The 22,686-nt window shown below is 73.0% G+C and carries 20 protein-coding genes and 2 pseudogenes; 8 read left to right on the plus strand and 14 right to left on the minus strand.

Annotated features, from left to right (window positions below):
• Positions 1-132: 132 nt before the first annotated feature.
• Positions 133-1,272: pseudogene (locus ACFV20_RS23005) on the minus strand (endo-1,4-beta-xylanase); the annotation flags it as partial.
• A 50-nt stretch (positions 1,273-1,322) separates the two neighbouring features.
• A complete protein-coding gene (locus ACFV20_RS23010; RefSeq protein WP_385659223.1) occupies positions 1,323-2,966 on the minus strand; it encodes a glycoside hydrolase 43 family protein in 1,644 nt (547 codons plus the stop codon).
• A 415-nt stretch (positions 2,967-3,381) separates the two neighbouring features.
• Between ACFV20_RS23010 and ACFV20_RS23015 the strand changes: the two genes are divergently transcribed.
• Both ACFV20_RS23015 and ACFV20_RS23020 read left to right on the plus strand, forming a co-directional pair.
• On the plus strand, positions 3,382-5,028 hold the full coding sequence (locus tag ACFV20_RS23015) for a glycoside hydrolase family 27 protein (protein WP_385659225.1): 1,647 nt from the start codon (positions 3,382-3,384) through the stop codon (positions 5,026-5,028).
• Between the two features lie 318 nt (positions 5,029-5,346).
• Entirely contained in the window at positions 5,347-6,705 is a 1,359-nt protein-coding gene (locus ACFV20_RS23020; RefSeq protein WP_385659226.1) for a ferric reductase-like transmembrane domain-containing protein, read from the plus strand.
• A gap of 98 nt (positions 6,706-6,803) precedes the next feature.
• On the opposite strand, the gene ACFV20_RS23025 is transcribed toward ACFV20_RS23020, so the two are convergent.
• On the minus strand, positions 6,804-7,721 hold the full coding sequence (locus ACFV20_RS23025) for a DMT family transporter (RefSeq protein WP_385659228.1): 918 nt from the start codon (positions 7,719-7,721) through the stop codon (positions 6,804-6,806).
• A 68-nt stretch (positions 7,722-7,789) separates the two neighbouring features.
• Here ACFV20_RS23025 and ACFV20_RS23030 point away from each other — a divergent pair, with 68 nt between their 5' ends.
• From ACFV20_RS23030 to ACFV20_RS23040, 3 genes are all read left to right on the plus strand, one after another.
• Positions 7,790-8,704 carry a LysR family transcriptional regulator gene (locus tag ACFV20_RS23030; protein WP_385659230.1) on the plus strand — a complete coding sequence of 305 codons (915 nt, stop codon included), beginning with the start codon at positions 7,790-7,792 and terminating at the stop codon, positions 8,702-8,704.
• Between the two features lie 13 nt (positions 8,705-8,717).
• Complete coding sequence (locus ACFV20_RS23035) at positions 8,718-9,320, plus strand: hypothetical protein (RefSeq protein WP_385659232.1); 603 nt, start codon at positions 8,718-8,720, stop codon at positions 9,318-9,320.
• Positions 9,321-9,775: 455 nt separating this feature from the next.
• Positions 9,776-10,870 carry a glutamate--cysteine ligase gene (locus tag ACFV20_RS23040; RefSeq protein ID WP_385659234.1) on the plus strand — a complete coding sequence of 365 codons (1,095 nt, stop codon included), beginning with the start codon at positions 9,776-9,778 and terminating at the stop codon, positions 10,868-10,870.
• A gap of 71 nt (positions 10,871-10,941) precedes the next feature.
• Here the strand turns inward: ACFV20_RS23040 and ACFV20_RS23045 are convergent, their stop codons facing one another.
• The 3 genes and pseudogenes from ACFV20_RS23045 to ACFV20_RS23055 form a co-directional block, all read right to left on the minus strand.
• Positions 10,942-11,295, minus strand: a complete 354-nt coding sequence (locus tag ACFV20_RS23045) for a hypothetical protein (RefSeq protein WP_385659236.1) — start codon at positions 11,293-11,295, stop codon at positions 10,942-10,944.
• Between the two features lie 126 nt (positions 11,296-11,421).
• Positions 11,422-11,638: pseudogene (locus tag ACFV20_RS23050) on the minus strand (DNA alkylation repair protein); the annotation flags it as partial.
• A 23-nt stretch (positions 11,639-11,661) separates the two neighbouring features.
• The gene (locus ACFV20_RS23055; protein WP_385659238.1) at positions 11,662-12,891 is read right to left on the minus strand and encodes an acyl-CoA dehydrogenase family protein; all 1,230 of its coding nucleotides are present in this window, start codon (positions 12,889-12,891) and stop codon (positions 11,662-11,664) included.
• Between the two features lie 387 nt (positions 12,892-13,278).
• Between ACFV20_RS23055 and ACFV20_RS23060 the strand changes: the two genes are divergently transcribed.
• Positions 13,279-14,379: a winged helix DNA-binding domain-containing protein gene (locus ACFV20_RS23060; protein WP_385659240.1), complete on the plus strand. Its 1,101-nt coding sequence runs from the start codon at positions 13,279-13,281 to the stop codon at positions 14,377-14,379.
• Between the two features lie 107 nt (positions 14,380-14,486).
• The gene (locus tag ACFV20_RS23065; RefSeq protein ID WP_385659242.1) at positions 14,487-15,068 is read left to right on the plus strand and encodes a hypothetical protein; all 582 of its coding nucleotides are present in this window, start codon (positions 14,487-14,489) and stop codon (positions 15,066-15,068) included.
• A gap of 9 nt (positions 15,069-15,077) precedes the next feature.
• Here ACFV20_RS23065 and ACFV20_RS23070 read toward each other — a convergent pair whose 3' ends face one another.
• The 8 genes from ACFV20_RS23070 to ACFV20_RS23105 form a co-directional block, all read right to left on the minus strand.
• Positions 15,078-15,527, minus strand: coding sequence for a hypothetical protein (locus ACFV20_RS23070; RefSeq protein ID WP_385659244.1), 450 nt, complete (start codon positions 15,525-15,527; stop codon positions 15,078-15,080).
• Between the two features lie 174 nt (positions 15,528-15,701).
• Entirely contained in the window at positions 15,702-17,366 is a 1,665-nt protein-coding gene (locus ACFV20_RS23075; RefSeq protein ID WP_385659245.1) for a purine-cytosine permease family protein, read from the minus strand.
• Positions 17,367-17,496: 130 nt separating this feature from the next.
• Positions 17,497-18,759, minus strand: a complete 1,263-nt coding sequence (locus ACFV20_RS23080; RefSeq protein WP_385659247.1) for a hypothetical protein — start codon at positions 18,757-18,759, stop codon at positions 17,497-17,499.
• Positions 18,756-20,030, minus strand: coding sequence for a glycosyltransferase (locus tag ACFV20_RS23085; protein WP_385659249.1), 1,275 nt, complete (start codon positions 20,028-20,030; stop codon positions 18,756-18,758). Before ACFV20_RS23085 ends, ACFV20_RS23080 begins: the two co-directional genes overlap by 4 nt.
• Positions 20,031-20,165: 135 nt before the next feature.
• Positions 20,166-20,687, minus strand: coding sequence for a cellulase (locus tag ACFV20_RS23090; protein WP_385659251.1), 522 nt, complete (start codon positions 20,685-20,687; stop codon positions 20,166-20,168).
• A gap of 11 nt (positions 20,688-20,698) precedes the next feature.
• Positions 20,699-21,205 (minus strand): SigE family RNA polymerase sigma factor, encoded by a 507-nt coding sequence (locus ACFV20_RS23095; RefSeq protein WP_385659252.1) that lies wholly within the window; start codon positions 21,203-21,205, stop codon positions 20,699-20,701.
• 171 nt (positions 21,206-21,376) lie between these two features.
• Entirely contained in the window at positions 21,377-21,730 is a 354-nt protein-coding gene (locus tag ACFV20_RS23100; protein WP_385659254.1) for a hypothetical protein, read from the minus strand.
• A gap of 54 nt (positions 21,731-21,784) precedes the next feature.
• Complete coding sequence (locus tag ACFV20_RS23105; RefSeq protein ID WP_385659256.1) at positions 21,785-22,144, minus strand: DUF6479 family protein; 360 nt, start codon at positions 22,142-22,144, stop codon at positions 21,785-21,787.
• A gap of 157 nt (positions 22,145-22,301) precedes the next feature.
• On the opposite strand from ACFV20_RS23105, the gene ACFV20_RS23110 reads away from it, so the two are divergent.
• A complete protein-coding gene (locus ACFV20_RS23110) occupies positions 22,302-22,676 on the plus strand; it encodes a ferredoxin (protein ID WP_385659258.1) in 375 nt (124 codons plus the stop codon).
• Positions 22,677-22,686: the final 10 nt, after the last annotated feature.

Here is a 22,686-nt window from a genome sequence, read left to right on the forward strand (position 1 = left end):
CCCTCGTGGCGGCGCTCCCCCCCCCGGCACGGCAGGTCAGCAGGCGGAGTTCGTCCGGGTGAGCAGGCCGAGCCGCCACGGGAGCAGGCCGTAGGTGCCGCCCGCGCCGGGGTTCAGGCCCTGGTAGAGGGAGGCGGCGGTGCCGGCGGCCCCACGGGAGCGGGCGGGCGTGCCGCGGGTGGCCGCGGAGGCGCCGCCGGTCACGGCGGGCGTGACGGGGGTGGGGACACACGCGCCGCCGGTCACGGCGGGCGTGCCGCCCATCGCCGTCAGGGCCGCGTTGTACGCCGGTTTCTTGCCGCCGTTGCGGTCGAACAGCAGCGGGTTCTCGCCGCTGCGCCAGGAGTCGCTGTCGCGGATGCCCCACACCGTGATGCCGGTGCAGCGCGCGACGTTCATGCAGGCCCGCACGGTGTTCGCGTAGGCCGTCGTGGGGGCCTGTGCGATGTCCAGCTCGGTGATCTGGACGTCCACCCCGAGGGCGGCGAAGCTCGACAGCGTCGTCTGGAAGCTGCCGGGCGGGCCCCCGGCGCCGAAGTGGGACTGGAGGCCGACGCAGTCGATGGGCACCCCGCGCGCCTTGAAGTCGCGCACCATGCGGTAGACACCCTGCGTCTTGGCGTCGCTCCAGTTCTCGATGTTGTAGTCGTTGTAGCAGAGCTTGGCCGCCGGGTCCGCCGCTCGCGCCGTGCGGAAGGCCTGCTCGACGAAGCCGGTGCCCAGGACGTCCCGGAAGACCGAGCCGCGCATCTGTCCGCTGCCGCCGTCGGCGAAGGCCTCGTTGACCACGTCCCAGGAGTGGATGCGGCCCTTGTAGCGGTTCATCACGGTGGTGATGTGGTTGTTCATCACGCCGCGCAGCGTGGTGGCGTCCCTGATGGAGCTGACCCAGCCGGGCAGTTGTGAGTGCCAGACCAGGGTGTGGCCGCGCAGACGCTGACCGCGGGCCTGCGCGCGCTGGGCGATCTGGTCGGCGGGGCCGAACGTGAACGAACCGCGGGACGGCTCGGTCGCGTCCCACTTCATCTCGTTCTCGGGAGTGACCGAGTTGAACTCACGGTCCAGGATGCGGGTGTACGTGCCGTCGCCGAGGCGTCCGGCGGCCACGGCCGTTCCGAAGTACCGCCCGGACTGGGCCGCCTGGGCGCCCAGGGTGGAGGCCCGCACGCTGTCGGGCGCGCCGGTCGCCGTGCCCGGTGTCACCAGGACCGTCGCGGCCAGCAGGCCGAGGACCGTGGCCCGGCGGCGGCCGAGCCGTTTGGGTAAGTTCATGGGACTCCTCGTGGAGGTGGGGGGTTGGGTGGTGCGCTCGGTGGGCCGTTTCAGGGCGTCGACAGCTCGAACCGCTGGATGCGGACCGCGCCGCCGAGTGCCTGCGTGGCGTGGTTGAAGAGGGCGAAGCGGTAGCCCATGAAGAACCGCCAGTCGTTGCCCAGGGTGAAGGCGGGGCCGAGGCGGGTGAAGGTGGTGCCGTCGGTGCTGTAGGAGAACGTGCCGGAGCGGGCCGCGCCGGGGCGGATGTCCGCACTCGCGCGCAACCAGAGCCGGCTGCCCGTCAGGACCGCACTCGCGCGCTCCCTGCCGGTGCCGGTGGTGTTCCAGTTGCTGTCCATGGTGAGCCCGTCGACCATCACCACCCGCGGCACGCCACCGTCGCGCCGGACGCCGATCCAGGCGGAGGAGTCACGCAGCAGCGCGAGCCCGGCCCGGTCGCCGTCCCGCATCGCGGAGTGGTCGAGCTGGACCGTGGCCGTGGAGGTGGGGCCCTGGATGCGGTGCGTCAGGGTGTTGCGCGCCCAGTAGAGGTCGCCTGTGACGGTCGCTGTCCGCAGGGTCAGGCCGTTTCCCGCCGACCACTTGGTGGCGTCCGGGTTGTGGTTCCACTCCCAGCGCGGGTTCAGTGCCGGGCCGTCGAAGGTGTCGACACCGGTCATGGGGGTCACCGGCCGCGGGGGAGGAGGCACGGCGGGGCCGGGGTACGAGGTGCCCCAGGCGCCGTCGACGAGCTGCACGACCGGCCACCCGTCCGGGGTCCAGGTGACGGGAGCCAGGGCGGGCATCCGGCCACCGGGGTAGGCGTCGACGAAGGCCAGGTAGTACCAGGCGCCGTTCTGCGTCTGTACGAGACCACCCTGGTGCGGGACCCCGCCGCCGGGGATCGGCCCGCGCAGGTCGAGGAGGACCTGCCGCATCGTGTACGGACCGAAGGGGCCGCTCGACGACTTCAGGATGTACTGGCCGTTCGCCGGGCGGGTCAGAAAGATGTAGTACTGCCCGTTGATCTTGTAGAAGCGGGAGCCCTCGAGGGTGCCGACGCTCGACGGTGTCGTGAACACCTGCTGGGTGCGGACCTGGGTCCGGCCGTCACGGGAGAGCTGGGCCACGTGGATGGTGGTGTTGCCGTACGCCACGTACAGGGTGTCGTCGGTGTCGACCAGCAACCCGGCGTCGTAGTAGGGGGTGCTGATGGTCGTCAGCCTGTTCCACGGCCCCTCGGCGGCCGTGGCGGTGTAGACGTACGTCCGGGCGAAGTCGATCTGGCCGAGCCAGTAGAACGTCCTGTTGCTCGGCCGGTAGGCCAGGGATGACGCCCAGATACCGCGGACGTACCCGCGGGCACCGTTCAGGTCGTACTTGGCGCCGAAGTCGAGCACGGGCACCGAGTGGCCGGCGATCTCCCAGTGCACCAGGTCGTACGACCGCAGGACGGGCGCGCCCGGCGAGTAGTGCATCGTCGAGGCCGAGGCGTAGAAGGTGTCACCGACGCGGATGACGTCGATGTCCGCGAAGTCCTGCCAGATGACCGGGTTCGTGTAGGCCGCCGCGCTCGCGAGGAGCCGTCCCCGGGCAGTGGCGGACGCGGCCCGTGGCGGGGCCGGGGGGAGCAGGGCGCCCGCGGTCAGGCCGGTGGCGGCCGCCAGGGCGTGGCGACGGGACAGGTCTTGATGAAGCCATGACAGACCCATGGTGGCGTTCTCCTCGCGTGGCTCGGCCGTTGGTGGGCGGGAACGTCCTGGAGGTGCCGTGCTTCGAGCGAGTGGGGCGTATGGATCGTTCGAGTGGTTCGAGATGTCGAACATATATCGAGGTGTCGACCAACCTGGATGATAGGAGGCCCACGAGCCCCGTCAATCCTTCTCGCAGTATTCGATTGATCCTGCGAAACATTCGAAGCCGGGCCTCTCCGATCGCCGCAGGTCACTTGCCCGCCCGGCGGGAATGCTCCCGGTGTTGACATGTGCAGGCGTCCGTCTACCATCCCTGGCACCGCGAGTTTCCGAATGGCATACGAAATTTCGAACCCACTCTGCGTGTCATGGACGTGACATCCCAGCGGCGTCGCCCACCCATGGCACCCGTTCCCGGCCGAGGAGGCCCTTGGTGCCCAGACGACCAGGCGGACGACTGTTCCGCCTTCTCGCGACCACCGTGCTGACGGTCACCGCGTCCCTGGCGGGCTCCGCACACTCCACCGCCACGGCCGCGCCGGGCAGCCCGGCGCTCACCCCGCCGCTCGGCTGGAACAGCTGGAACAGCTTCGGGTGCGGGATCACCGAGGCCCAGGTGCGCCAGGCGGCCGACGCGATGGTCACGTCCGGCATGAAGGACGCCGGCTACCGGTACGTGGTGGTCGACGACTGCTGGTTCGACCCCCAGCGCGACCCGGCGGGCAACCTGCGGGCCAATCAGGCCAAGTTTCCCAGCGGGATGAAGGCACTCGGTGACTACATCCACAGCAAGGGCCTGAAGTTCGGCATCTACCAGGTGCCGGGCGAGCGCACCTGCGCGCAGACCACCGGCGCCTACCCGGGATCGACGGGCAGCAAGGGGCACGAGGCCCAGGACGCCGCCACCTTCGCCTCATGGGGCGTCGACTACCTGAAGTACGACTGGTGCTCCTCCAGCGGCACCCGGGACGAGCAGGTCGCGCGGTTCACGCTGATGCGCGACGCCCTGCGTGCCACCGGGCGGCCGATCGTCTACAGCATCAACCCCAACAGCTTCCACGCCATCACCGGCGCCGCGTACAACTGGGGCGAGGTCGCCGACCTGTGGCGGACGACCGAGGACCTGCTCGACATCTGGCAGAACAACAACACCAACAGCTACCCCATGGGCGTCGGCAACGTCCTGGACGTCACCGCGCCGCTCGCGGCGCAGTCCGGCCCCGGGCACTGGAACGACCCGGACATGCTCGTCGTCGGCCGCCCGGGCCTGTCACTGACCGAGTCCCGCTCCCACTTCGCCCTGTGGGCGCTGATGGCCGCTCCCCTCATGGCCGGAAACGACATCCGCACCATGTCCGTCGACGTGAGCGCGATCCTGCGCAACCCCCGCCTGCTGGCGGTGAACCAGGACCCGCTGGGCGCGGGCGGACGCAGGGTGCGCGACGACGGCGCCACCGAGGTGTTCGCCAAGCCCCTGTCCGACGGATCGGTCGCGGTGGGCCTGTTCAACCGCGGCGCGGCTGCCGCGACCGTCACCACCACGGCCGCCCAAGTAGGCCTGACCGGCGGCCCGTTCACCCTCACCGACCTGTGGAACGGCAGCACGTCGAGCACGTCCGGCCAGATCTCGGCGAGCGTCCCCGCGCACGGAGTGGCCGCGTTCCGGGTCAGCGGGGGCAGCCCGCTCGGCGCCACCACCTCGCGCCTGCGCGGCACCGCGTCCGGCCGCTGCCTGGACGTGGACAACGCCTCCACGGCGCCCGGCGCCACCGTGCTGATCTGGGACTGTCACCGCGCCGCCAACCAGTTGTGGACCACATGGGCCGGCGGCGAGATCCGGGTCTTCGGTGACAAGTGCCTCGACGCCCAGAACCAGGGCACCACCAACGGCACCCGGGTCGTCACCTGGCCCTGCAACGGCCAGAACAACCAGCAGTGGACCCTCGGCGCCGACGGGTCGATCCGCAACGCCCGCGCCGGGCTGTGCCTCGACGTCAACGGGGCAGGCACCGCGGGCGGGACCCCGCTGGTGCTGTGGACCTGCAACGGACAGGCCAACCAGAAGTGGAGCCGCGCGTGAACCGCCGCGGAGGGACGATGAGACGCGCGTGAGGCCGCCCGCCACCCGTTCGTGACCGGCCTGAAGACCGGTCAGGTGGCCGCTGTCCCGTTCCGGCCCCCCGGCCACGGTCTGCCGGGGGGCCGGACTCTCTCCTGCGGTGTCCGCTTCGCGAGCGATCCGGGGGCGAACGGACCGGCCCGCCGGGGGTGGCCGACGGGTCCGCGAGGTGCTATTCAGGGGTCCGCTCGACGGTGCGGCGACAGCGTCCGGTGAACGGTTCGAGTCTCTTCGCGGCGCGTTCCGTATGCGTTCTCGGACGCGGTACGTCACCTGAACATGAGGGGGGAAGCGGTGGAAGCGACAGGGTCACAGGTGCGGGTGCGGCGACGCGCGGTAGCACCGGTGGTCGCGGCGCGGTGGGCGCTGTGGACGTTCGTCATCGTCAACGTGGTGATCGTCGAGTTCTTGTTCCTCGACGCCGGCAGCGGGAAGAACGGCGTGCTCACCGCCGCCAAGTTCTTCGGCCTGCACGCCGCCGTGCTGATGCTGTTCCAGCTGCTGCTGGTGGCCCGGCTGCCCTGGCTCGACCGCCGTATCGGCATGGACCGGCTGACGGTGTGGCACCGCTGGGTCGGCTTCACCCTGGTGTGGACCCTCCTCACCCACGCCGTTCTGGTGGTGCTGGGCTATGCCCGGCTCGACGACGCGTCGATGACGAAGACGTTCTTCGCGCTGGCCGGGGTGCCGGCGTCGCTGCTCGGGATGGGAGCCGCGGCGATCGTCGTCGTGATCGGCGCCGTCTCCGCCCGGTACGTGAGGCGGCGGCTGCGGTACGAGACGTGGCACGGCCTGCACCTGCTGCTGTACGTGGCGTTGGGGCTGGCGTTCGTCCACCAGTTGCGGGAGACCACGACCTTCAGCTCCTCCGCGGCCGCGAAGACCTACTGGTTCGCGCTGTGGCTGTTCGCGTTCGGCGCGCTGGTCACGGGCCGGGTCGTCCTGCCCGTGTGGCGCAACGCCTACCACCGGTTCCAGGTGACCGCGGTGGTCCCGGAGTCGGACGACGTGGTGTCGGTCCATGTCACCGGCCGCCGTCTGGACCGGCTGCCCGCCCGGGCGGGCCAGTTCTGCGTCTGGCGGTTCCCCGGGCACCGGCACTGGTGGACGGCGAATCCGTTCTCCCTGTCGGCGGCTCCCGACGGCCGCACACTGCGCCTGACCGCCAGGGCCGCCGGCAGCGCCAGCGCGGGCCTGCGGCACCTCCCGGTCGGGAGCCGTGCCTACGTGGAGGGACCGTACGGGGCGTTCACCTCGCTGCACCGAACGCGGCCCGGTGCTCTCCTGATCGCCGGAGGGGTGGGAATCACCCCGGTCCGCGCCCTGCTGGAGGAGGACGCGGCGGGGGACGTCGTCGTGCTCTACCGGGTGCGCAGCGAACGCGAGGCCGTGCTGGCCGACGAAGTGCGCGCCCTGGTCGCGGACCGCGGCGGGCGGCTGCACCTGCTCACCGGCCGCACGGGGGAGGGGAACCGGCCCTTCGAGCCGGACGGCCTTCGGGCCCTGGTCCCCGACCTGGCCGAGCGGGATGTGTACGTCTGCGGCCCGCCCGCGATGACCTCGGCCGTGCTCGACGCCCTGCGGAGGCTGCGGGTTCCCCGCCGGCAGGTGCACTCCGAGCGGTTCGGCCTGGCCTGAGCGCGGATCCGGAGGAGCCCGGCGGTCGCGGTCCGGGAAACGGGCCGTGCCCGCCGTCGGCCTCGGCAGCGCATGGCCGGCGCACGACCTGCGCCGGGTCAGCCGCGGCGTACGAGCACGCTCAGGGAGTTGGCCAGCACGATGGCGCCGATGCCGGCCCACTCGGCCCAGCCGAGGTGCTGGCCGAGGCCCAAAAGGCCCACCACCGCGGCGAGCACGGGGTTGACGCTCATGAACAGCCCGAAGGCCTGGGCCGGTACGGTGCGCAGCGTGAACAGGTCCGCCAGATACGGCACGGCGGACGACAGGACCCCCGCGGCGACCGCACAGCCCACCGCCTGCGCGGTCGGCGGCTGGCGGAGGACGAGGACGACACCGACCGGCAGGAACATCACAGCCGACAGCCCCGCCGCTGCCGCCGAGCCCTGCGCCCCCGGGATGCGCCGCCCGACCGTGCGGTTGAGCAGGATGTACGACGCCCAGCACGCGGCCGCGAGCAGGCCCAGCCCCATGCCCGCGTAGTCGGCCGACGGCTGAGGCCGCATCAGGACCACCACCCCTGCCGCCGCCGTCACCGCACAGCACGCGTCCACCCGGCGCCGCGCGGCGGCCAGGGCGATGGTGAGCGGGCCGAGGAACTCCAGGGTCACGGCGAGGCCCAGGCCGATGCGGTCGACGGCGCTGTACAGGGACAGGTTCATCGTCCCGAAGACGACGGCCAGCGCGAGGACCGGCCACCACTGCCGTCGGGTGAAGGACCGCAGCCGGGGCGGACTCACCGCGCACAGCACGACTGCGGCCACGTACTGGCGGACCGCGACGACGCCGAGCGGCCCGATGACGGGGAAGGCGAGGGAGCCGATCGCGGCACCGGTCTGGTTGGACAGGCCACTGCCCACCATGGTGGCCACACCGGCGAGCCGGTGCGGACCGTGCCCGGGGCCGGTCACCGCGGTCGGAAGCACGGGCTCGGTGGGAGGTCCGCAGGAGGCGGCGGGGGCGGAGACGGCTCGCATGCGCTGATCGTGCGCCGAACCGGCCCTTGCGCAAAATGCGTCCCGAGTTCGATCTATACGATGCAGTCATGGATGGAGAGAGCCTGAAGGTGGAGTTCCGTCAGCTGCGCTGTCTCGTCGCGATCGTCGACGAGGGCACCTTCACGGACGCCGCCACCACGCTGGGCGTCTCCCAGGCCGCGGTGTCCCGGACGCTCGCCTCGCTCGAACGAGCCCTGGGCGCGAAGCTGTTGCGCCGCACGTCCCGCGAGGTCACCCCGACCGCGACCGGGCTGCGGGTGGTGGCCCGGGCCCGCAGGGTGCTCGGGGAAGTGGAGGACCTGGTCCGCGAGGCCACGTCGGGTCACGCCGTCCTGCGCATCGGCTACGCCTGGTCGGCGCTGGGCCGCCACACCTCGGCCTTCCAGCGCCGCTGGGCTCTGGACCGGCCGGAGACCGGACTGCACCTGGTGCGCGTGAACTCGGCGACGGCCGGTCTGGCCGAGGGCGCGTGCGACCTGGCCGTGGTGCGCAGGCCCACGGAGGACCGGCGGCTCGACTCGGCCATCGTGGGACTGGAGCGACGCATGGTCGCCCTCGCCGCGGACGACCCCCTGGCCGGACGCCGCTCGGTACGGCTCGCCGACCTCAGCGGCCGCACCCTGCTGATCGACCGCCGGACCGGCACCACCACCCCCGACCTGTGGCCACCCCACTCCCGCCCGGCGACCGAGGAGACGCAGGACGTCGACGACTGGCTCACGGTCATCGCCACCGGCCGCTGCGTCGGCATGACCGCGGAGTCCACCGCCCACCAGTACCGGCGCCCGGGAGTCCTCTACCGCCCCGTACGCGACGCCGAGCCCATCGCCGTACGCCTCGCCTGGTGGCGCGACGAGCCCCACCCGGCCACGCAGCCGGTGATCGAACTCCTCACCGCGCTGTACCGCGACGACGGAGAGTCCGGTCGCGAAAACCCCGCGAGGCGAACCCGGCCGCGATGAGAGAGTCGGCTTCATGTCCACCTCAATGCCGGCCCGCCCGCTCCGCCTCGTCGCCGTGACGCTCGCCGTCGTCGCGGCTGTCGGCGGCTGCGGTGACCTCCATGCCCAGGACTCCCCGCCCGGAGCGGCTGCTCCCGCACCCTCGGGCGCCTCGTCGCCCGGCTCCCCCGGAGCCTCGCCGTACGTGGAGCCCGGCGCCGGGGACGGCGCCCCGCACTACGACGAGAACAACGCCTACCGCCGCGAGGGCGACATGGCCCCCGCCCATGCGAAGGACGCCGAGCGGGAGGCCGCCCGTGTCCGGCCGGTGGTCGAGCGGCTGTGGGAGCAGCGGAAGTGGGACCCCGCGGCCGTACGGACGGCACTGCTCCGGCTCGGTTACGAGGAGGAGCGGGTCACCCAGGACGGCAAGCGCCTCGGCGGCACGCTCACCGTCACGACGATGTCCCCACGCTGGGAGGGCGACGGCTACGTCACGCCCGAGGGGACGCGGATCGCCGTGCGCGTGCACGACGACGCCTGTGTGTCGGGGTTCGTGCAGAAGTCGAATGCCGAGGTCCGGGTCAACGGCCCCTACCCGGAGACCGGCTGTTTCGAGCCGCCCTACGGCCACTGAGGTCACCGCTGCGGGCACGGGTGCGAGGGTCCCGCGAGCCCGGCTGCGGCCCCTGATCCCGGACGTCAGCCGGGGAGCACGTCCACCAGCGCACCCACCCCCGCGGCGCAGGCCAGCACCGCGCAGGCCCGGCGGCGTGCGCCGCCGCAGGGCTTGCCGGAGGTGGGCGTGGCGACTCCCGTGCTCCTGCCGCGGTTCCCCGGCCCGGCGCACGGGCCCGGGAAGCGGCCGGCCGGTGTCCGCGGCGCCGCGTGCGCGCCCGCGGGTGCGTCCCGTCCCGCGTGTTTCCGCGTACAAGCGTTTTCTCCTGCTGTGCCGGGTTTTGTCCCGGCCGGAGCGCGGCACTCGGGAAGCCACGAGCGTGCTCCCGAGGGGTGACCTTCCGCTGCGTGGGTTGCGCCCGGAGCGCGCCGGGATCCGGGCGGCCGCCGGGCGGGACAAGAGGATGATGGTCGATGACGACGATCGGCGTGGAAGAGGAGTACCTGCTGCTCGACCCGGTCACGGGCCTGCCGGTACCTCAGGCGGACAAAGTGCGCGCGGCGGCGGGTGTGGGGCATCTCGTGGCCGATCAGGAAGTGCAGTACGAGCTGCTCCAGGCTCAGGTCGAAGTGGCCACCCCGGTCTGCGACACCCTGGAGGAGGTCGGCGGCCATCTGCTGCGGCTGCGGCACGCCGTCGGCGTGGCCGCCGAGCAGCACGGCTGCCGGATCGGGGTCTGCGGCACACCGCCGGTACGGCACGGCCGCCCCATCGCCGTCACCGACCAGGCCCGCTACCGCGCCATGGTCACCCAGGCCCCCCAGCTCGTCGCGGAGCAACTGGTCAACGGTACGCACGTGCACGTCGGCGTACCCGACCGGGAAGCGGGCGTGCAGGTCCTGAACCGGATCCGCTCCCGGCTGCCCACGCTGACGGCCATGGCCGCCAACTCCCCGCTCTGGGACGGACACGACACGGGCTTCGCCAGCTGGCGCACCGTGATCTTCAGCCGGTGGCCGGTCAGCGGCATGCCCCCGTCCTTCCACGACGCCGCCGACTACGACCGGCGGGTGGAACGGCTGCTGGAGTCCGGCCTCGTCTCCGACACCGGGCAGCTCTACTGGCAGGCCCGTCTCTCCGCCACCTACCCCACGGTCGAGGTGCGGTGCCTGGACGTCCAGTTGCGCGCGGACGAGGCGGTCATGCTCGCCGCGATCATCCGGGCCCTGGTGGAGACCGCGCTGGCGGAGGCGACCGCCGACGTGGCCCCGCCCGACAGCGCGCCGGAGATGCTGCAGGCCGCCATGTGGCACGCCGCCCGGCACGGACTCGGCGACACCCTGATCGACCCGGGCGGCACCCCGCACCGGGCCGGCGACGTGCTCTACGAGTTCCTGCGGCACGTCGCGCCCGCCCTCGACACGTCCGGCGACTCCCGGCAGGTCACGTCCCTGGTCCACCGTCTGCTGCAGGACGGCACCGGCGCGGACCGGCAGCGTGCCGCCCTGGCGCACGGGGGGCTGCGCGCGGTCACCGAGCTGATCAGCGCCCAGAGCACGATGCCGTGACGGTGGCGCCCCGGACCTGCTCCTCAGGCCACCGCGGCGCAGGCGGTGCGGTGGCGCCCCGGACCTGCTCCTCAGGCCACCGCGGCGCAGGCGGCGGTGACCGCGGTGTCCGCGCGGGCGTGGACGACCAGGCGCGTACCACCGGTGTCGGCGCCCGCCTCGAGCGCGCGGCGGACGGGCGCGCTGTGCGTGGCCACCGACATCAGCGTGCCCAGCCGGCCGCACAGCTGGTGGACCCGGAGGATGACGCCGACCACCGAGCTCCGGGCGGCCGGCTCGTCGAGGACGACGACCACGGGGGCCGGCCGGCAGGCCTGCACGAGGTCGCTGATCCTCGTGAGGAGCATGGCACTCCCGTCGACGCCGGGGTCCTGGTGGACCGTGATGACGAGGACTCCGCGATCACGCGTATGGGACAGCAACACGGCCTCCGTTCCTCCGTTTCCTCGGCGGGCGGGTCGTTCCGCCGTGGAAGTACCCGGGACAGGCCGTTCGAAGCCAGGAGATGAGCGCCGATGGAGCGCAGCGGCGAGGGCGGCCGGCGGATGCTGCCAGTCCTGGATCTTCGGGGCGCGAGCCCCGCGCAGCATGCGGTCCAGTTCGTTCGTCCCGGCTGAACGCCCTCGGGCGGCAGATCAGGAGCGCCGGCAGCCTCGCCGCCGTGTCGCCCGTCTCCCAGAGCCCGCGGGCGAGGTCATGCTGCGTCTTCAGTCGCTTCGCGAGAGCGCGCAGATGGCCGAGGTTCACGCCGTGCGGCGGAGACCGGCGGCCCGTCGTCGGCCCGCGCGTGGTCAGACGGGGAGGACGAAGGCAGGGTGCGCACCGTTGAGGAAGTAGTCCCCGACGTCCCGGAGCCGGTGGCCCACGGGCTCGTACAGGGTGTGCGTGCGGGCGTTGCGCCAGAACCGGTCGAAGCCGAGCCGCGCGGAAGCGGAACGGGCACCGATGATGTCCAGGGCCCGGGCGGTGGATTCCTGGGCGGCCCTGGACGCCGCGGCTTCCGCCATGGCCACCAGGACGGAGATCTCCGCGTGGTCCTCGTAGGTGAGGTCCTCGCCGCGGGCGAGTCCGCCCTGCACGGCCTGTCTCGCCTCGTCGGCGAGTGCGGACGCCGAGCGGGTGAGCACGGTGAGCTCGCCGTACGCCGTCAGCACCTGCGGGTCCTGGGGAGAGCCGACGGGCCAGTCGGGGTGCCAGTGCGCGTGGCCGGTCCTGCTGTACTCACGGGCCTCGGCGAGCACGCCCTCCGCCATGCCGAGCCGGAGCTGCGCCGACAGCAGCCGGCCGACCGGTGACAGCAGGGCCGTCCGCGGCGAGAGGACGTCCTCGTCCGCCGCGAGGGACCCCAGCACGTCGTCGGCGGCTACCGGCACCGCGTCGAACTCCGCGCTGCCGCCGGCCGCCAGCCGCTGGCCGAAGGGATCGGCGTCACCGTCGACGGCCACGCCGGCAAGGGCGGGATCGACCACGACGGCGACGGGCTCGCCGGTACCGGCCCGCACCGCACGCACGGCGAGGCGGTCGGCGACCAGAACGCCGGCGGCGTAGCTCTGCCGCCCGTTCAGCACATGGCCGCGTGTGTCCCGGGTGAGGCCCAGGGCCGGTTCCTGGCGGGCCAGGCCGCCGCCCCAGCACCACCCCTCCGCCGCGGACCGCCGCTCAAGCCGGGCGCCGAGGGCCGATCGGGCGAGGAACCGGGCGCTCCAGGACGTGAAGTAGTGACAGCCGAGGAGCTGGCCGATGGCGCCGTCGGCCGAGGCGATCTCCCGGACCACCGCGTATGCCTCGGTCCAGTCCCCGCCGCCGCCTCCGAGGTCGGCGGGGACGAGGAGGGTCAGCAGCCCCGACTCGCGCAGCCGCGACACCTCGTCGAAGGGAGGCTTGCCCGCCTGGTCTCTGGCGACCGCGTCCGTGGCCAGGTCCTCCGCCGTCTCCCGGGCCACCCGCAGCCAGTGCCCGCTGCCGGGCCCGGGCTGGTCGGACTCCACGACGGGGCCGGACGGCGCCGGGGCTGTGCCCATGGCTGGCATCTCCTCAAGTTCGTGTGCAGGAAAGGGCGTTGAGCCTCACGGGCGGGAAAGATGGGTGGGCCATGCGCATCATCCTGCGCAGGAGCACAAGGCCCCGTCAATACTTTCCTAGTAATTCGATAGGGAACGTAGGGAACGCAGGGAACGAGGGAACGTGCGGATCCAGGGAACACAAGGAACCAGGGAACGCGGGGACGTGGGGATCGGTGCGCGCGCGGCCGGCCGGAGCAGCGGTGCCGCACCGGAAGAAGACCGACCCGCACCCGCCGCCACCCGATGCGGTCACGAACCGACCGCATCCCGTGCGACCGTGAGCGCGTGAGCCGCCCGGACACCCGGACCACGGGCCGGCCCCGACCCGAAGGCCGAGGTGATCCCGTGACCGTTCTCGACGCCCGCGCGCTCAATCGCGCCACCCTGGCACGGCAGTTGCTCCTGGAGCGTGCCGACCTGCCGGTCCTCGACGCCGTCCGGCACCTCGGCGGCCTGCAGGCCCAGGAACCGCAGGAGCCCTTCGCCGGGCTCTGGTCGCGGCTGCGGGCCTTCGACCCCGCGGAGCTGTCCCGCCTGCTGACCGGGCGGCGGCTCGTGCGCACGCACCTGATGCGCCGCACCGTCCACCTCGTCACCGCCGACGACGTCGTGGCCTGGCGCTCCCGCCACGACGGCATGCTCCGCCAACGCGTCCTCGGCGTGTACCGGCGCGAACTCGACGGGATCGACCTCGCCGCGCTCGCGGCGGCGGGCCGCGCGGTCATGGCCGACGGCGAACCCCGTTCCCTGCCCGAACTCGCCCGCACCGTCGCCGGACACCTGCCCGCCGCCGAGCCGCGGCCCCTGGGCGAGATGCTGGTCGCCGCGCTCCTGCCGACGGTCCAGGTGCCGCCGCGCGGCCTGTGGCGCACCCCCGGCGGCGCCCGCTACGCGCTGATCCACTCCTGGCTCGGGCGTGAGATCGACCCGCCCTCCCCGGACGTCTCCGACCCCGTGGGCCAAGCGATGCTCCGGCGCTACCTGGCCGCGTTCGGCCCCGCCGCCCCGGCGGACCTGCGCGCCTGGTGCGGTCTGGCCGGACTGCCCGCCGCGGTCTCCGCCCTCCGCGGGGAACTGGCCGCCTTCCGCGACGAACGCGGACGCGAGCTGCTCGACCTCCCCGACGCGCCCCGCCCCGACCCCGACACCCCGGCACCGGTGCGGTTCCTGCCCGCGTTCGACAACGCGATCCTCGGCTATCACGACCGCAGCCGGATCATCGACGACGTCCATCGCCCGCTGTCCGTCGCCGGCGCCCGGGTCGTCCTCGTCGACGGGCGGGTCGCCGCGACCTGGACCGTGGAGGCGGACACGGTGCACGTCACCCCGCTGTGCCGCTTCTCCCGGGCCGACCGCACGGCCGTCGCCGAGGAAGGACGGGCGATGGCCTCCTTCCTCTCCGGTGGCCGGAGCGACCGCGCGCGCGTCGCGGCGTCGCCGGGCTGAACCACGGCCCCCGATGGCGGTCGGCCGTGCCGGTGATCGGCGGGCGTTCTGGGCGGGCAGGCGCACACTGGAAGGGTGCTGCCGGTGCTCACGAGGGGGTGTCGGCCATGGAAGCGTCAGAGCGTGTGACCGTGCGGTGGTGGCGGTGGCGACGCAACGCGCTCCGACGGCGCGTCGACGTCGTCGAGGCCTGGGTCGTGCTCGCCGGCTGGCTGCTCGCCCTCCTGGGCGGCGTGCTCGCGGGGCTGCTGGCCGCGGGCACGGTCGATCAGGCCGTCGAACGGCAGCGGGCCGAGAGCCGCCAGGTCCGGGCGGTGGTCGTCGAGGACGCGCCCGGCCCGTCACAGACCCGCACCGCGAGCGACCACCGGGTGTGGGGCAAGGTGCGATGGACCGCGCCCGACGGCTCGACCCACCGGGAGCAGGCCCGGGTACCGGCGGGAGCACCCGCCGGGAGCACCGTCCCCGTGTGGGTGAACGGCAGGGGTGACCTCACGAGCCCGCCCGTGTCCGGCGGCGAGGCCTGGCTGCACACCGCCATGGGCGGGGCGCTCGCGGGGATCTTCACCGGCGGTGCGGCACTGGGAGCCACCTGGCTGACCCGGACGGCCCTCGACCGGCGCCGCATGAAGCAGTGGGACGCGGAGTGGGAGCGACTCGACACCCGCAGGGGCTGGAAGACGGGCTGAACAGTCGGCTTACGGGGATACGAAGGGGGACGCGGACGGGAGCGGTGTGGCCGTGGACTGGTGCGCGGTCGCGCCCTCGACCTGCCGCACCGTGCTCTCGCCGGGCCGGTGGCCGGTCCCCGCGCCGGTGGACAACTGGGACCAGGCGCCCAGGGCCAGGGCGACGGCGGCCGCGGTGGCGGCCACCCGCCCCGCGCGCCGGACCTTGGCGCGGCGGTCCAGGTCCCGCCACGCCACGCGGACCCACAGGTCGTCCGGCTGCCACAGCTCGCCGACGGCGTACGGGGGCTGGAGCTGCCGCCCCGCCGCCCGTTCCGTGGCGGAGGGCTCCCGGGGAGCCGAGACGCGCAGGGCGGACTCGCTGTCGGTGAGGAACCTCAGCCACACGTCGTCGGGGACGGGGAGAACGCCGGGCGGCTCGTGGGGACTTCCCCGCCCGTCCGGCTCTTCGGTGGTCACGTCCCGTCATCCCCTTCTTCGACCGTCGGCCCGATCAGCGCGCCGTGCAAGATCAGTATGCCGCCCGGTTCCCGGAGCCGCGCCCCCGTCGGTCCCGGTCCCCGCGTCCCGAGCCCGAGACCGACTCGGTACCTGCCGTGGCGGGAGGGACCGGTGGCCCTCCCGCCACGCGGGTCAGACCGTGCCCGGCAGGACGTGGTCGCCGACCTTGTCGGTACTCAGGCACAGCGAGCAGACGACCGCGTCGTGGGCCGGGCAGGCGGCCACGTCGGGCCGCTCGAACTGCTGGCGGCACACATGGCACGCGTAGGCGACGGCGCTGGGGTTGCCGTCCTCGTCCAGCAGGGGCTCGGGGATGCCGTCGTCGGTGCGGCGCAGGTAGTACCGGCCCTTGGTGAGCACGGCCATCAGCGGCGTGAGGACGAAGGCGATGACGGCCGCGGCGACGGGGGAGTAGGGCTGGAGCGTGTCGCCGAGGCCGTGGAAGTACATCGCGATGGACAGCCCGGAGGCGGCGACGAAGGCCACGACACCGACGGGGTTGACGGCGTAGAGCATGCCGCGGCGGAACTCGGGGGCGTGCGGGGACAGCTTCAGCACGTACTTGTTGATGCCGATGTCGGTGGCCACGGTGACCACCCAGGCGATGGCGCAGTTCGAGTAGAAGCCCAGGATGCTGTTGAGGAAGCTGAACATGTCGGCCTCCATCAGGGCGAGCGCGAAGCCCAGGTTGACCAGGACGAAGACCATCCGGCCCGGGTAGCGCCGGGTGACCCGGGTGAAGGAGTTGGTCCAGGCGAGGGAACCGGAGTACGCGTTCGTCACGTTGATCTTGATCTGGCTGATGACGACCAGCACCACCGCCAGCGGCACCACGAGCCAGGACGGCATCATCGCGTCGAAGGCGCCCTTGAACTGCTGGATCGGCTCGGGCGCGGCAGAGGCGCCGACCTCGGCGATGATGTACACCGCGAGGAACACACCGATGGCCTGCTTCAGCGCGCCCAGCACCACCCAGCCCGGCCCGGCCATCACCACGGCCGCCCACCAACTGCGCTTGTTCGCCTCGGTCTTGGGCGGCATGAAGCGCAGGTAGTCGATCTGCTCGCCGATCTGCGCGATCAGCGACAGGCACACGCCCGCGCCGAGCAGCACGGACGCGGTGTCGATGCCGCCGTCCCCGTCGGTGCCCGCGTAGGCGAGGAAGCGGTCGACGGTGCCCGGGTCGGTGACGACCAGGTAGACCAGCGGGCCGACCATCAGCAGCAGCCAGACCGGGGTCGTCCACACCTGGAGCTTGCTCAGCGCCGTCATGCCATAGATCACCAGCGGGATCACCATCAGCGTGGACACCAAGTAGCCCAGCCAGAGCGGCAGTCCGAGGCCCAGCTTCAGGCCCTGCGCCATGATCGAGCCTTCGAGCGCGAAGAAGATGAAGGTGAAACTGGCGAAGATGACGCTGGTGAGCACCGAGCCGAAGTAGCCGAAGCCGGAGCCGCGGGTGATCAGGTCCAGGTCGATGTTGTAGCGCGCCCCGTAGTACGCCAGCGGGAAGCCGGTCACGAAGATGACGGCGGCGGCGACGCCGATCGCGAGGAGCGCGTTGCCGGTGCCGTGGGCCAGGCCGATGCCGGCCCCGATGGAGAAGTCGGCCATGTAGGCGATGCCGCCGAGCGCGGTCGTCGCCACGACCATCGGGGTCCAGCGCCGGTAACTGCGCGGCGCGAAGCGCAGCGTGTAGTCCTCGAGGGTCTCCTTGACGGCCTGGTCCGTGCCCGGTGCTGCCTGTGGAGCGGGTTCCGGCTCGGCCACTGCGGCCAGTCGCGGCTCGGCACTCATGCCACGCCTCCTTGTGCGGGTGGGGTACTGACAAGGCAGGCACGGTAGGCAGCGGCCGTTACCCCTCCGTACGTCCCGCGTGAAGGGAGTGTTTCGGAAGCCTTCGCAGCCGGGTCGGCACCGGCGGCTGTCACGGCACTCCCAGCACGAACAGCACGTACCCGGCGTACGACCCGGAGGTCAGCGCGGCCGTGCCGAGCACCGCGGCCAGGGACGGCCACCGCAGCCGCCGCATCGCGAGCGCCAGGGGGACGAACAGCGGGAAGAGCGGCAGCAGATAGCGCGAGACGTTGCCGAAGTACTGCTGGGTGGTCATCACAATGAGGTAGGAGAGGACCGTGTAGACCACGAGCACGGCGGGCGGCCGCAGACGGGCCAGCAGCACGGTCAGCACCGGCACCAAGAGCACCACGCAGAGGCCGATCACGTCCTCGAAGGGCATCGCGAAGAGGTAGTCGAAGTGACCGACGGGGATGGACGTCAGCACGTGGAACGAGTGCACTCCCCAGTCGAACTTGTGGCCCCAGGCGCCGTCCTGGAGTTTGGAGTATCCGTTGATGTCGCCCATGCGGTAGTTGACCCAGGCGAGGTAGCCGAACAGGCCCAGGGGGGCGATCGCCGCGGCGGCGAGGGGGCGCACGACCCCGTCCGCCCGCCGGCGCAGGGACAGCACCGCCGCGACGGCGAGGGCGGCCACCAGCGCCACCGCCGTGGGCCGGCAGAGCCCGGCCGCGCAGGTCAGCAGCCCGGCCGTGAGCCAGCGGCGGGTCATGACGGCGTGGCAGGCCCACGCGGCGAGAGCCGTGTACAGGGACTCCGAGTAGCCCGACCATTCCGTGCCCGACCCGGGCCAGACCGCCCACAATCCGGCCGCGACCAGCCCGGCCCGGTGCCCGCCGAGGCGGTTCGCCACGGCGTGGACGCCGAGCGCGGCGGCGAACGAGGCGAGGACGGACACCGTCAGGCCGGCGCCGTACAGACCGAGTCCGGTGCACTCCGAGACCAGCCGCATCAGGGCCGGGTACAGCGGGAAGAACGCCGCCGAGTTGCCCTCCAGCGTGATCATGCCCGTCGCGCCGGGGACCGGCTTCAGGGCGGGGTCGTACCCGTGTGCGGCGATCTGCTGGTACCACCAGCCGTCCCAGCTGGCCAGGACGTCCCAGGGGTGCAAGCCGCCGCCGAAGCGCGGGTGCTTCTTCCGGAAGTCGCCCGCCGCGTCCAGCAGATACATGAAGACGGCGAAGCCGGCCAGCTTCAGCACGCCGTACGTCAGCAGCACGGACCCGTAGCGCACGGCGGCGGCGCGCAGCCGCGGCCGGAACTCCCGGGAGCCGCCGGGGAGTCGGTGCTCCCCGGCGGGTGAGGGCGGGCGGCGCAGCTGGACGGTGCTCATCGGGCGGAGGGTCCTGTCGTGCGGCGGGCCGGGAAGACCCAGGCCCGGAAGAGGAGGAAACGCAGCAGCGTCGCGGCCAGGTTGGCGGCGATCAGGGCCATGAGCTCGACCCGGTGGCCGGCACCCGGCGCGACGTGGTGGAGCACGGCCAGCGAGCCGCTCGTCAGGGCCAGCCCGACCAGGAACGCGGCGAGGCCCTTGAGGTGGTGGCGCAGCGCTCCGCCACGGCCCCGCACACCGAAGGTGAGCCGGCGGTTGGCCGCCGTGTTGGCGAGCGCGCTGGCCAGCAGGGCGAGCGCGTTGGCGGCCTGCGCCCCCGCCGCCGGTCTGAGCGCGCTGTACAGCAGCACGTAGCACAGGGTGCTGGCGGCACCGACGGCGGCGAACCGCACCACCTGCCGGGCCAGCCCGGTGGGCAGGTCCCCGGCGAGGTCGCCGCCGCTGCGCCGCAGCGCGGACAGGGGCAGCCTGCCGCGGGCCAGGGCCCCGCCCAGCCTGGCCATGCCGCGCAGGTCCGCCAGCGCCGTGGACAGGATGTGGACCCGGCTGTCGGGGTCGTCCACCCAGTCCACCGGCACCTCGTGGATCCGCAGGCCCGCGCGCTCCGCGATGACCAGCAGCTCGGTGTCGAAGAACCACTCGCGGTCCTCCACCAGCGGCAGCAGCCGCTCGGCGACGTCCCGCCGCACCGCCTTGAACCCGCACTGCGCGTCGGAGAAGCCGACGGCGAGCGTGCCGCGCAGCAGCCCGTTGTAGCAGCGGGAGATGATCTCCCGTTTCGGTCCGCGCACCACCCGCGAGCCGCGGGCCAGCCGGGTGCCGATGGCGATGTCCGAGTGGCCCGAGATCAGCGGTGCGACCAGCGGCAGCAGTGCGGCGAGGTCGGTCGACAGGTCGACGTCCAGATACGCGAGCACCGGGGCGGTCGAGCGGGACCACGCGGTGTGCAGCGCGCGGCCCCGTCCTCTCTCCGCCAGCCGGATCCAGTTTGTGCCGGGCAGTTCGGCGGCCAGCCGCGCGGCGATCAGCGGGGTCCGGTCGGTGCTGGCGTTGTCGGCGACGGTGATGCGGAACGGGTAGGGGAAGGTCTCGCCGAGGTGCGCGTGCAGGCGCCGGACGCAGGGTTCCAGGTCGTTCTCCTCGTTGTGCACGGGGACGACCACGTCCAGGACGGGATCCGGGTGGTCCGCGGGCAGCGGCGCCCGGCGGGGGAGCGCGGACGGTTCGGGTGTGGGGCGGTCGACGAGGGCCGACCGCCGTGCGGTGCGCATGGCGTCTCACGGTCTCTTTCTGGCGCGCGGGCATGCCCGCGCGCCGGTTCCGGGCATGCCGAAGGCGCCCGTGGCGGGTGGTGCGGTGAGGGATGCGGGGCGTGGCGCCCCTGGCGTGGAGGGCCGCTCAGGCGGCTATTCGGTGGAGGCCGATGCGAAGGGTTCCTCGGACTCCAGCACGGACGGCGGGACCGTGGTCGGTGTGGGGGAGGGGGGCGGCGCGGGCGGTGTCGTGCGGGTCCGGCTCTCGGAGGCCGTGGCCGTCGGTGCGGGATCGGCCGACCGGGTCGCCGTCCGGGACGGTGTGACGCTGCCGGCGGTGGTCGCGGGCAGCGACGTCTCGGGTCGCAGGGTCGGGGTCGGGCTCGTCGCCGACGGCTCGGTCGTCGGTGTGCCGTCGGGTGAGCTCGTCGGGCTCGTCGCCGGCTGCGGGCGGGGGTCGGCGGGCTGCGCGCGGGTGAGCATGCCGGGCAGGAAAGCCAGTCCGACGCTGAGCCCGGCCACCGCCACCGCGGAGCCGCCCGCCTTCCACAGCATCCGCGACCGGCGGCGGGCCCGGATGCCCGCGTGCAGCCGCTGCCGGTGCGCGGGCTCGTAGGGGGTGATCTCCCGGGTGTCGTGCATGAGCCGCGACAGGTCCCGCTCGAAGTCGTCCATCGGTTCTCCTTTCACCCCACGGGCCTGACGGTGTCGGACAGGATCCGGCGGAGCCGGGCGACTCCGCGTGACGCGTGGGACCGGGCGGTGCCCACCGGGCAGCCCAGGGCCTGGGCGACCTGGGCCTCGGGCAGGTCCTCGCAGTAACGCAGCACCACCGCGGCACGCTGCTTCGGCGACAGCTGGGCCAGGGCCGCCTCCAGCCGCGACCGTTCGGCGACGGCGGACGACACGTCGCCCGGGTCGGCCCGGTCGGGCAGCTGGTCCACGGGGCGCTCGCCCCACCAGCGCCGCCGCGCCGAACGGGCCGCCAGCCGCACCAGCACCGTCCGGACGTACGCCTCCGGAGCCTGCTCGGCGACCTTCGGCCACGCGAACCACAGCTTGACCAAGGCCTCCTGCACCAGATCCTCGGCCCGCTGCCGGTCGCCCCCCGTGAGCAGACGCCCGACATGGAGCAGCGCCGACCAACGGGCGGCCGCGAAATCGTCGAAGCCGTCCGCCCGAAACTGCTCCATCCTCACCGTCCCGCGTCTCAGTGGCCCCCTACATCCTTCAAAAGACGCCGGCCCGTGCCCCACGATGCACCCGAAGCCTGTGATCCACGTCACCCCTGGTCGGGCGTGCCGGGGCATGGGAAAGGGGCCCGTGCACAGGCACGGGCCCCTTTCCCGGGTGTCGCCGGTTCCCTAGGTGCGGTTGGCCTTCGGCTGGCCCGGCTGGTCGGGCGTGCCGTGCGGCGGCGGGTGGTGCGGCTCCGGCGAGGTCGCCGGAGACACGGGCGAGCCGCCCCGGTCACCCTGCCCCGCCTCGGGGCGCGGGGCGTTCGGGTCACCGGACGTCGGCTCGGCGCCCGCGTGCAGCTGGTCGAGTCGGGAGCCGAGCAGACGGGTGACCGCCGGCCGGTCGGCGTGCGACCGCTCGTACGAGAGCAGTCGCTCGACCTCATCGTCCGACAGTGACCGCACACGGCTCTCGAGGGAGCCGATCGGCAATTGGTCGTAGTCGGGCAGGGGCAGGGTGCTGCGGGCGGAGTCGGCCATGGTTCTCACATCCCTGTGTACGTACGACGTGCTCGGCGATGCCGGGTGGCGGGTTCAGCGGGCGCCCGGGCCGCCGCTGCCGAAGCCGCCGCTGCCGCCCTCGCTCCAGCGCGGACGCTCCTGGGAGGCGCTGGTCCGGTCGCTCTGGTTTCCGTGGGTCTTCAGCTGGTGCGGCGTCAGACGCTCCTCGCTTCTCGGCATCTCGTCCGGCTCGCGGCGCTCCAGCGTCTCGCGTACCGGCCCGCCGTCGGGCAGCCTGGGCTGCTCCTCGGGCCGCGGCGGGCGCCGGCGCTTGTGCCGCAGGCCCAGGATGAAGGCGCCCAGCAGCAGGGCCACGACCACCAGACCCGTCACGACGAACCCGAAGCCGGGGGCGTCGCCGCCCGCGGCCATCTCCATCCATGCGTCAGTCATGGCGCGCGGGTACCCCTGGACCTCGCCATGAACCCGGCACCATGAACCCGGCACCATGAACCCGGCACCATGAACCCGGCACCATGAACCCGCCCTCTCGCCGTACTCGGCCGGAAACACCGGTTTGACCGGTGCCGAGCGGGGCTACCCGCGCGATGTGACTTCGACGACATCCCAGCAGGAGCTGTTCCGGTTCCTGGAGGACCGTTTCGCCTGTGCGCAGGCGTGCACGGAGTGCGCGCGGGCGTGCGCGCTGCGCGCCAGCCTCGTGGATCCCGACGGCACCGAGAACCAGGAACTCGTACGACGCAAGGGCATCATGTGCGCGGAGGTCTGCGACGCGACCTGCCGTGTGCTGTCCGAGCAGAACCAGGTGGACGAGGGCACCATCCGGGTCCAGGTGGAGTGGTGCCGGACCGTGTGCCTGGAGGCCGCCCACGTCTTCGACCGGCAACCGGGAGCGGAGGGCTCCGCGGCGGCGTGCCGCGCCTGCGCGCGGGCCTGCACGGACTTCCTCGCCACGCTCGAATGACCGGCGCCAT

It is taken from the genome of Streptomyces sp. NPDC059696, assembly GCF_042733745.1.
Taxonomy (GTDB): Bacteria; Actinomycetota; Actinomycetes; order Streptomycetales; family Streptomycetaceae; genus Streptomyces.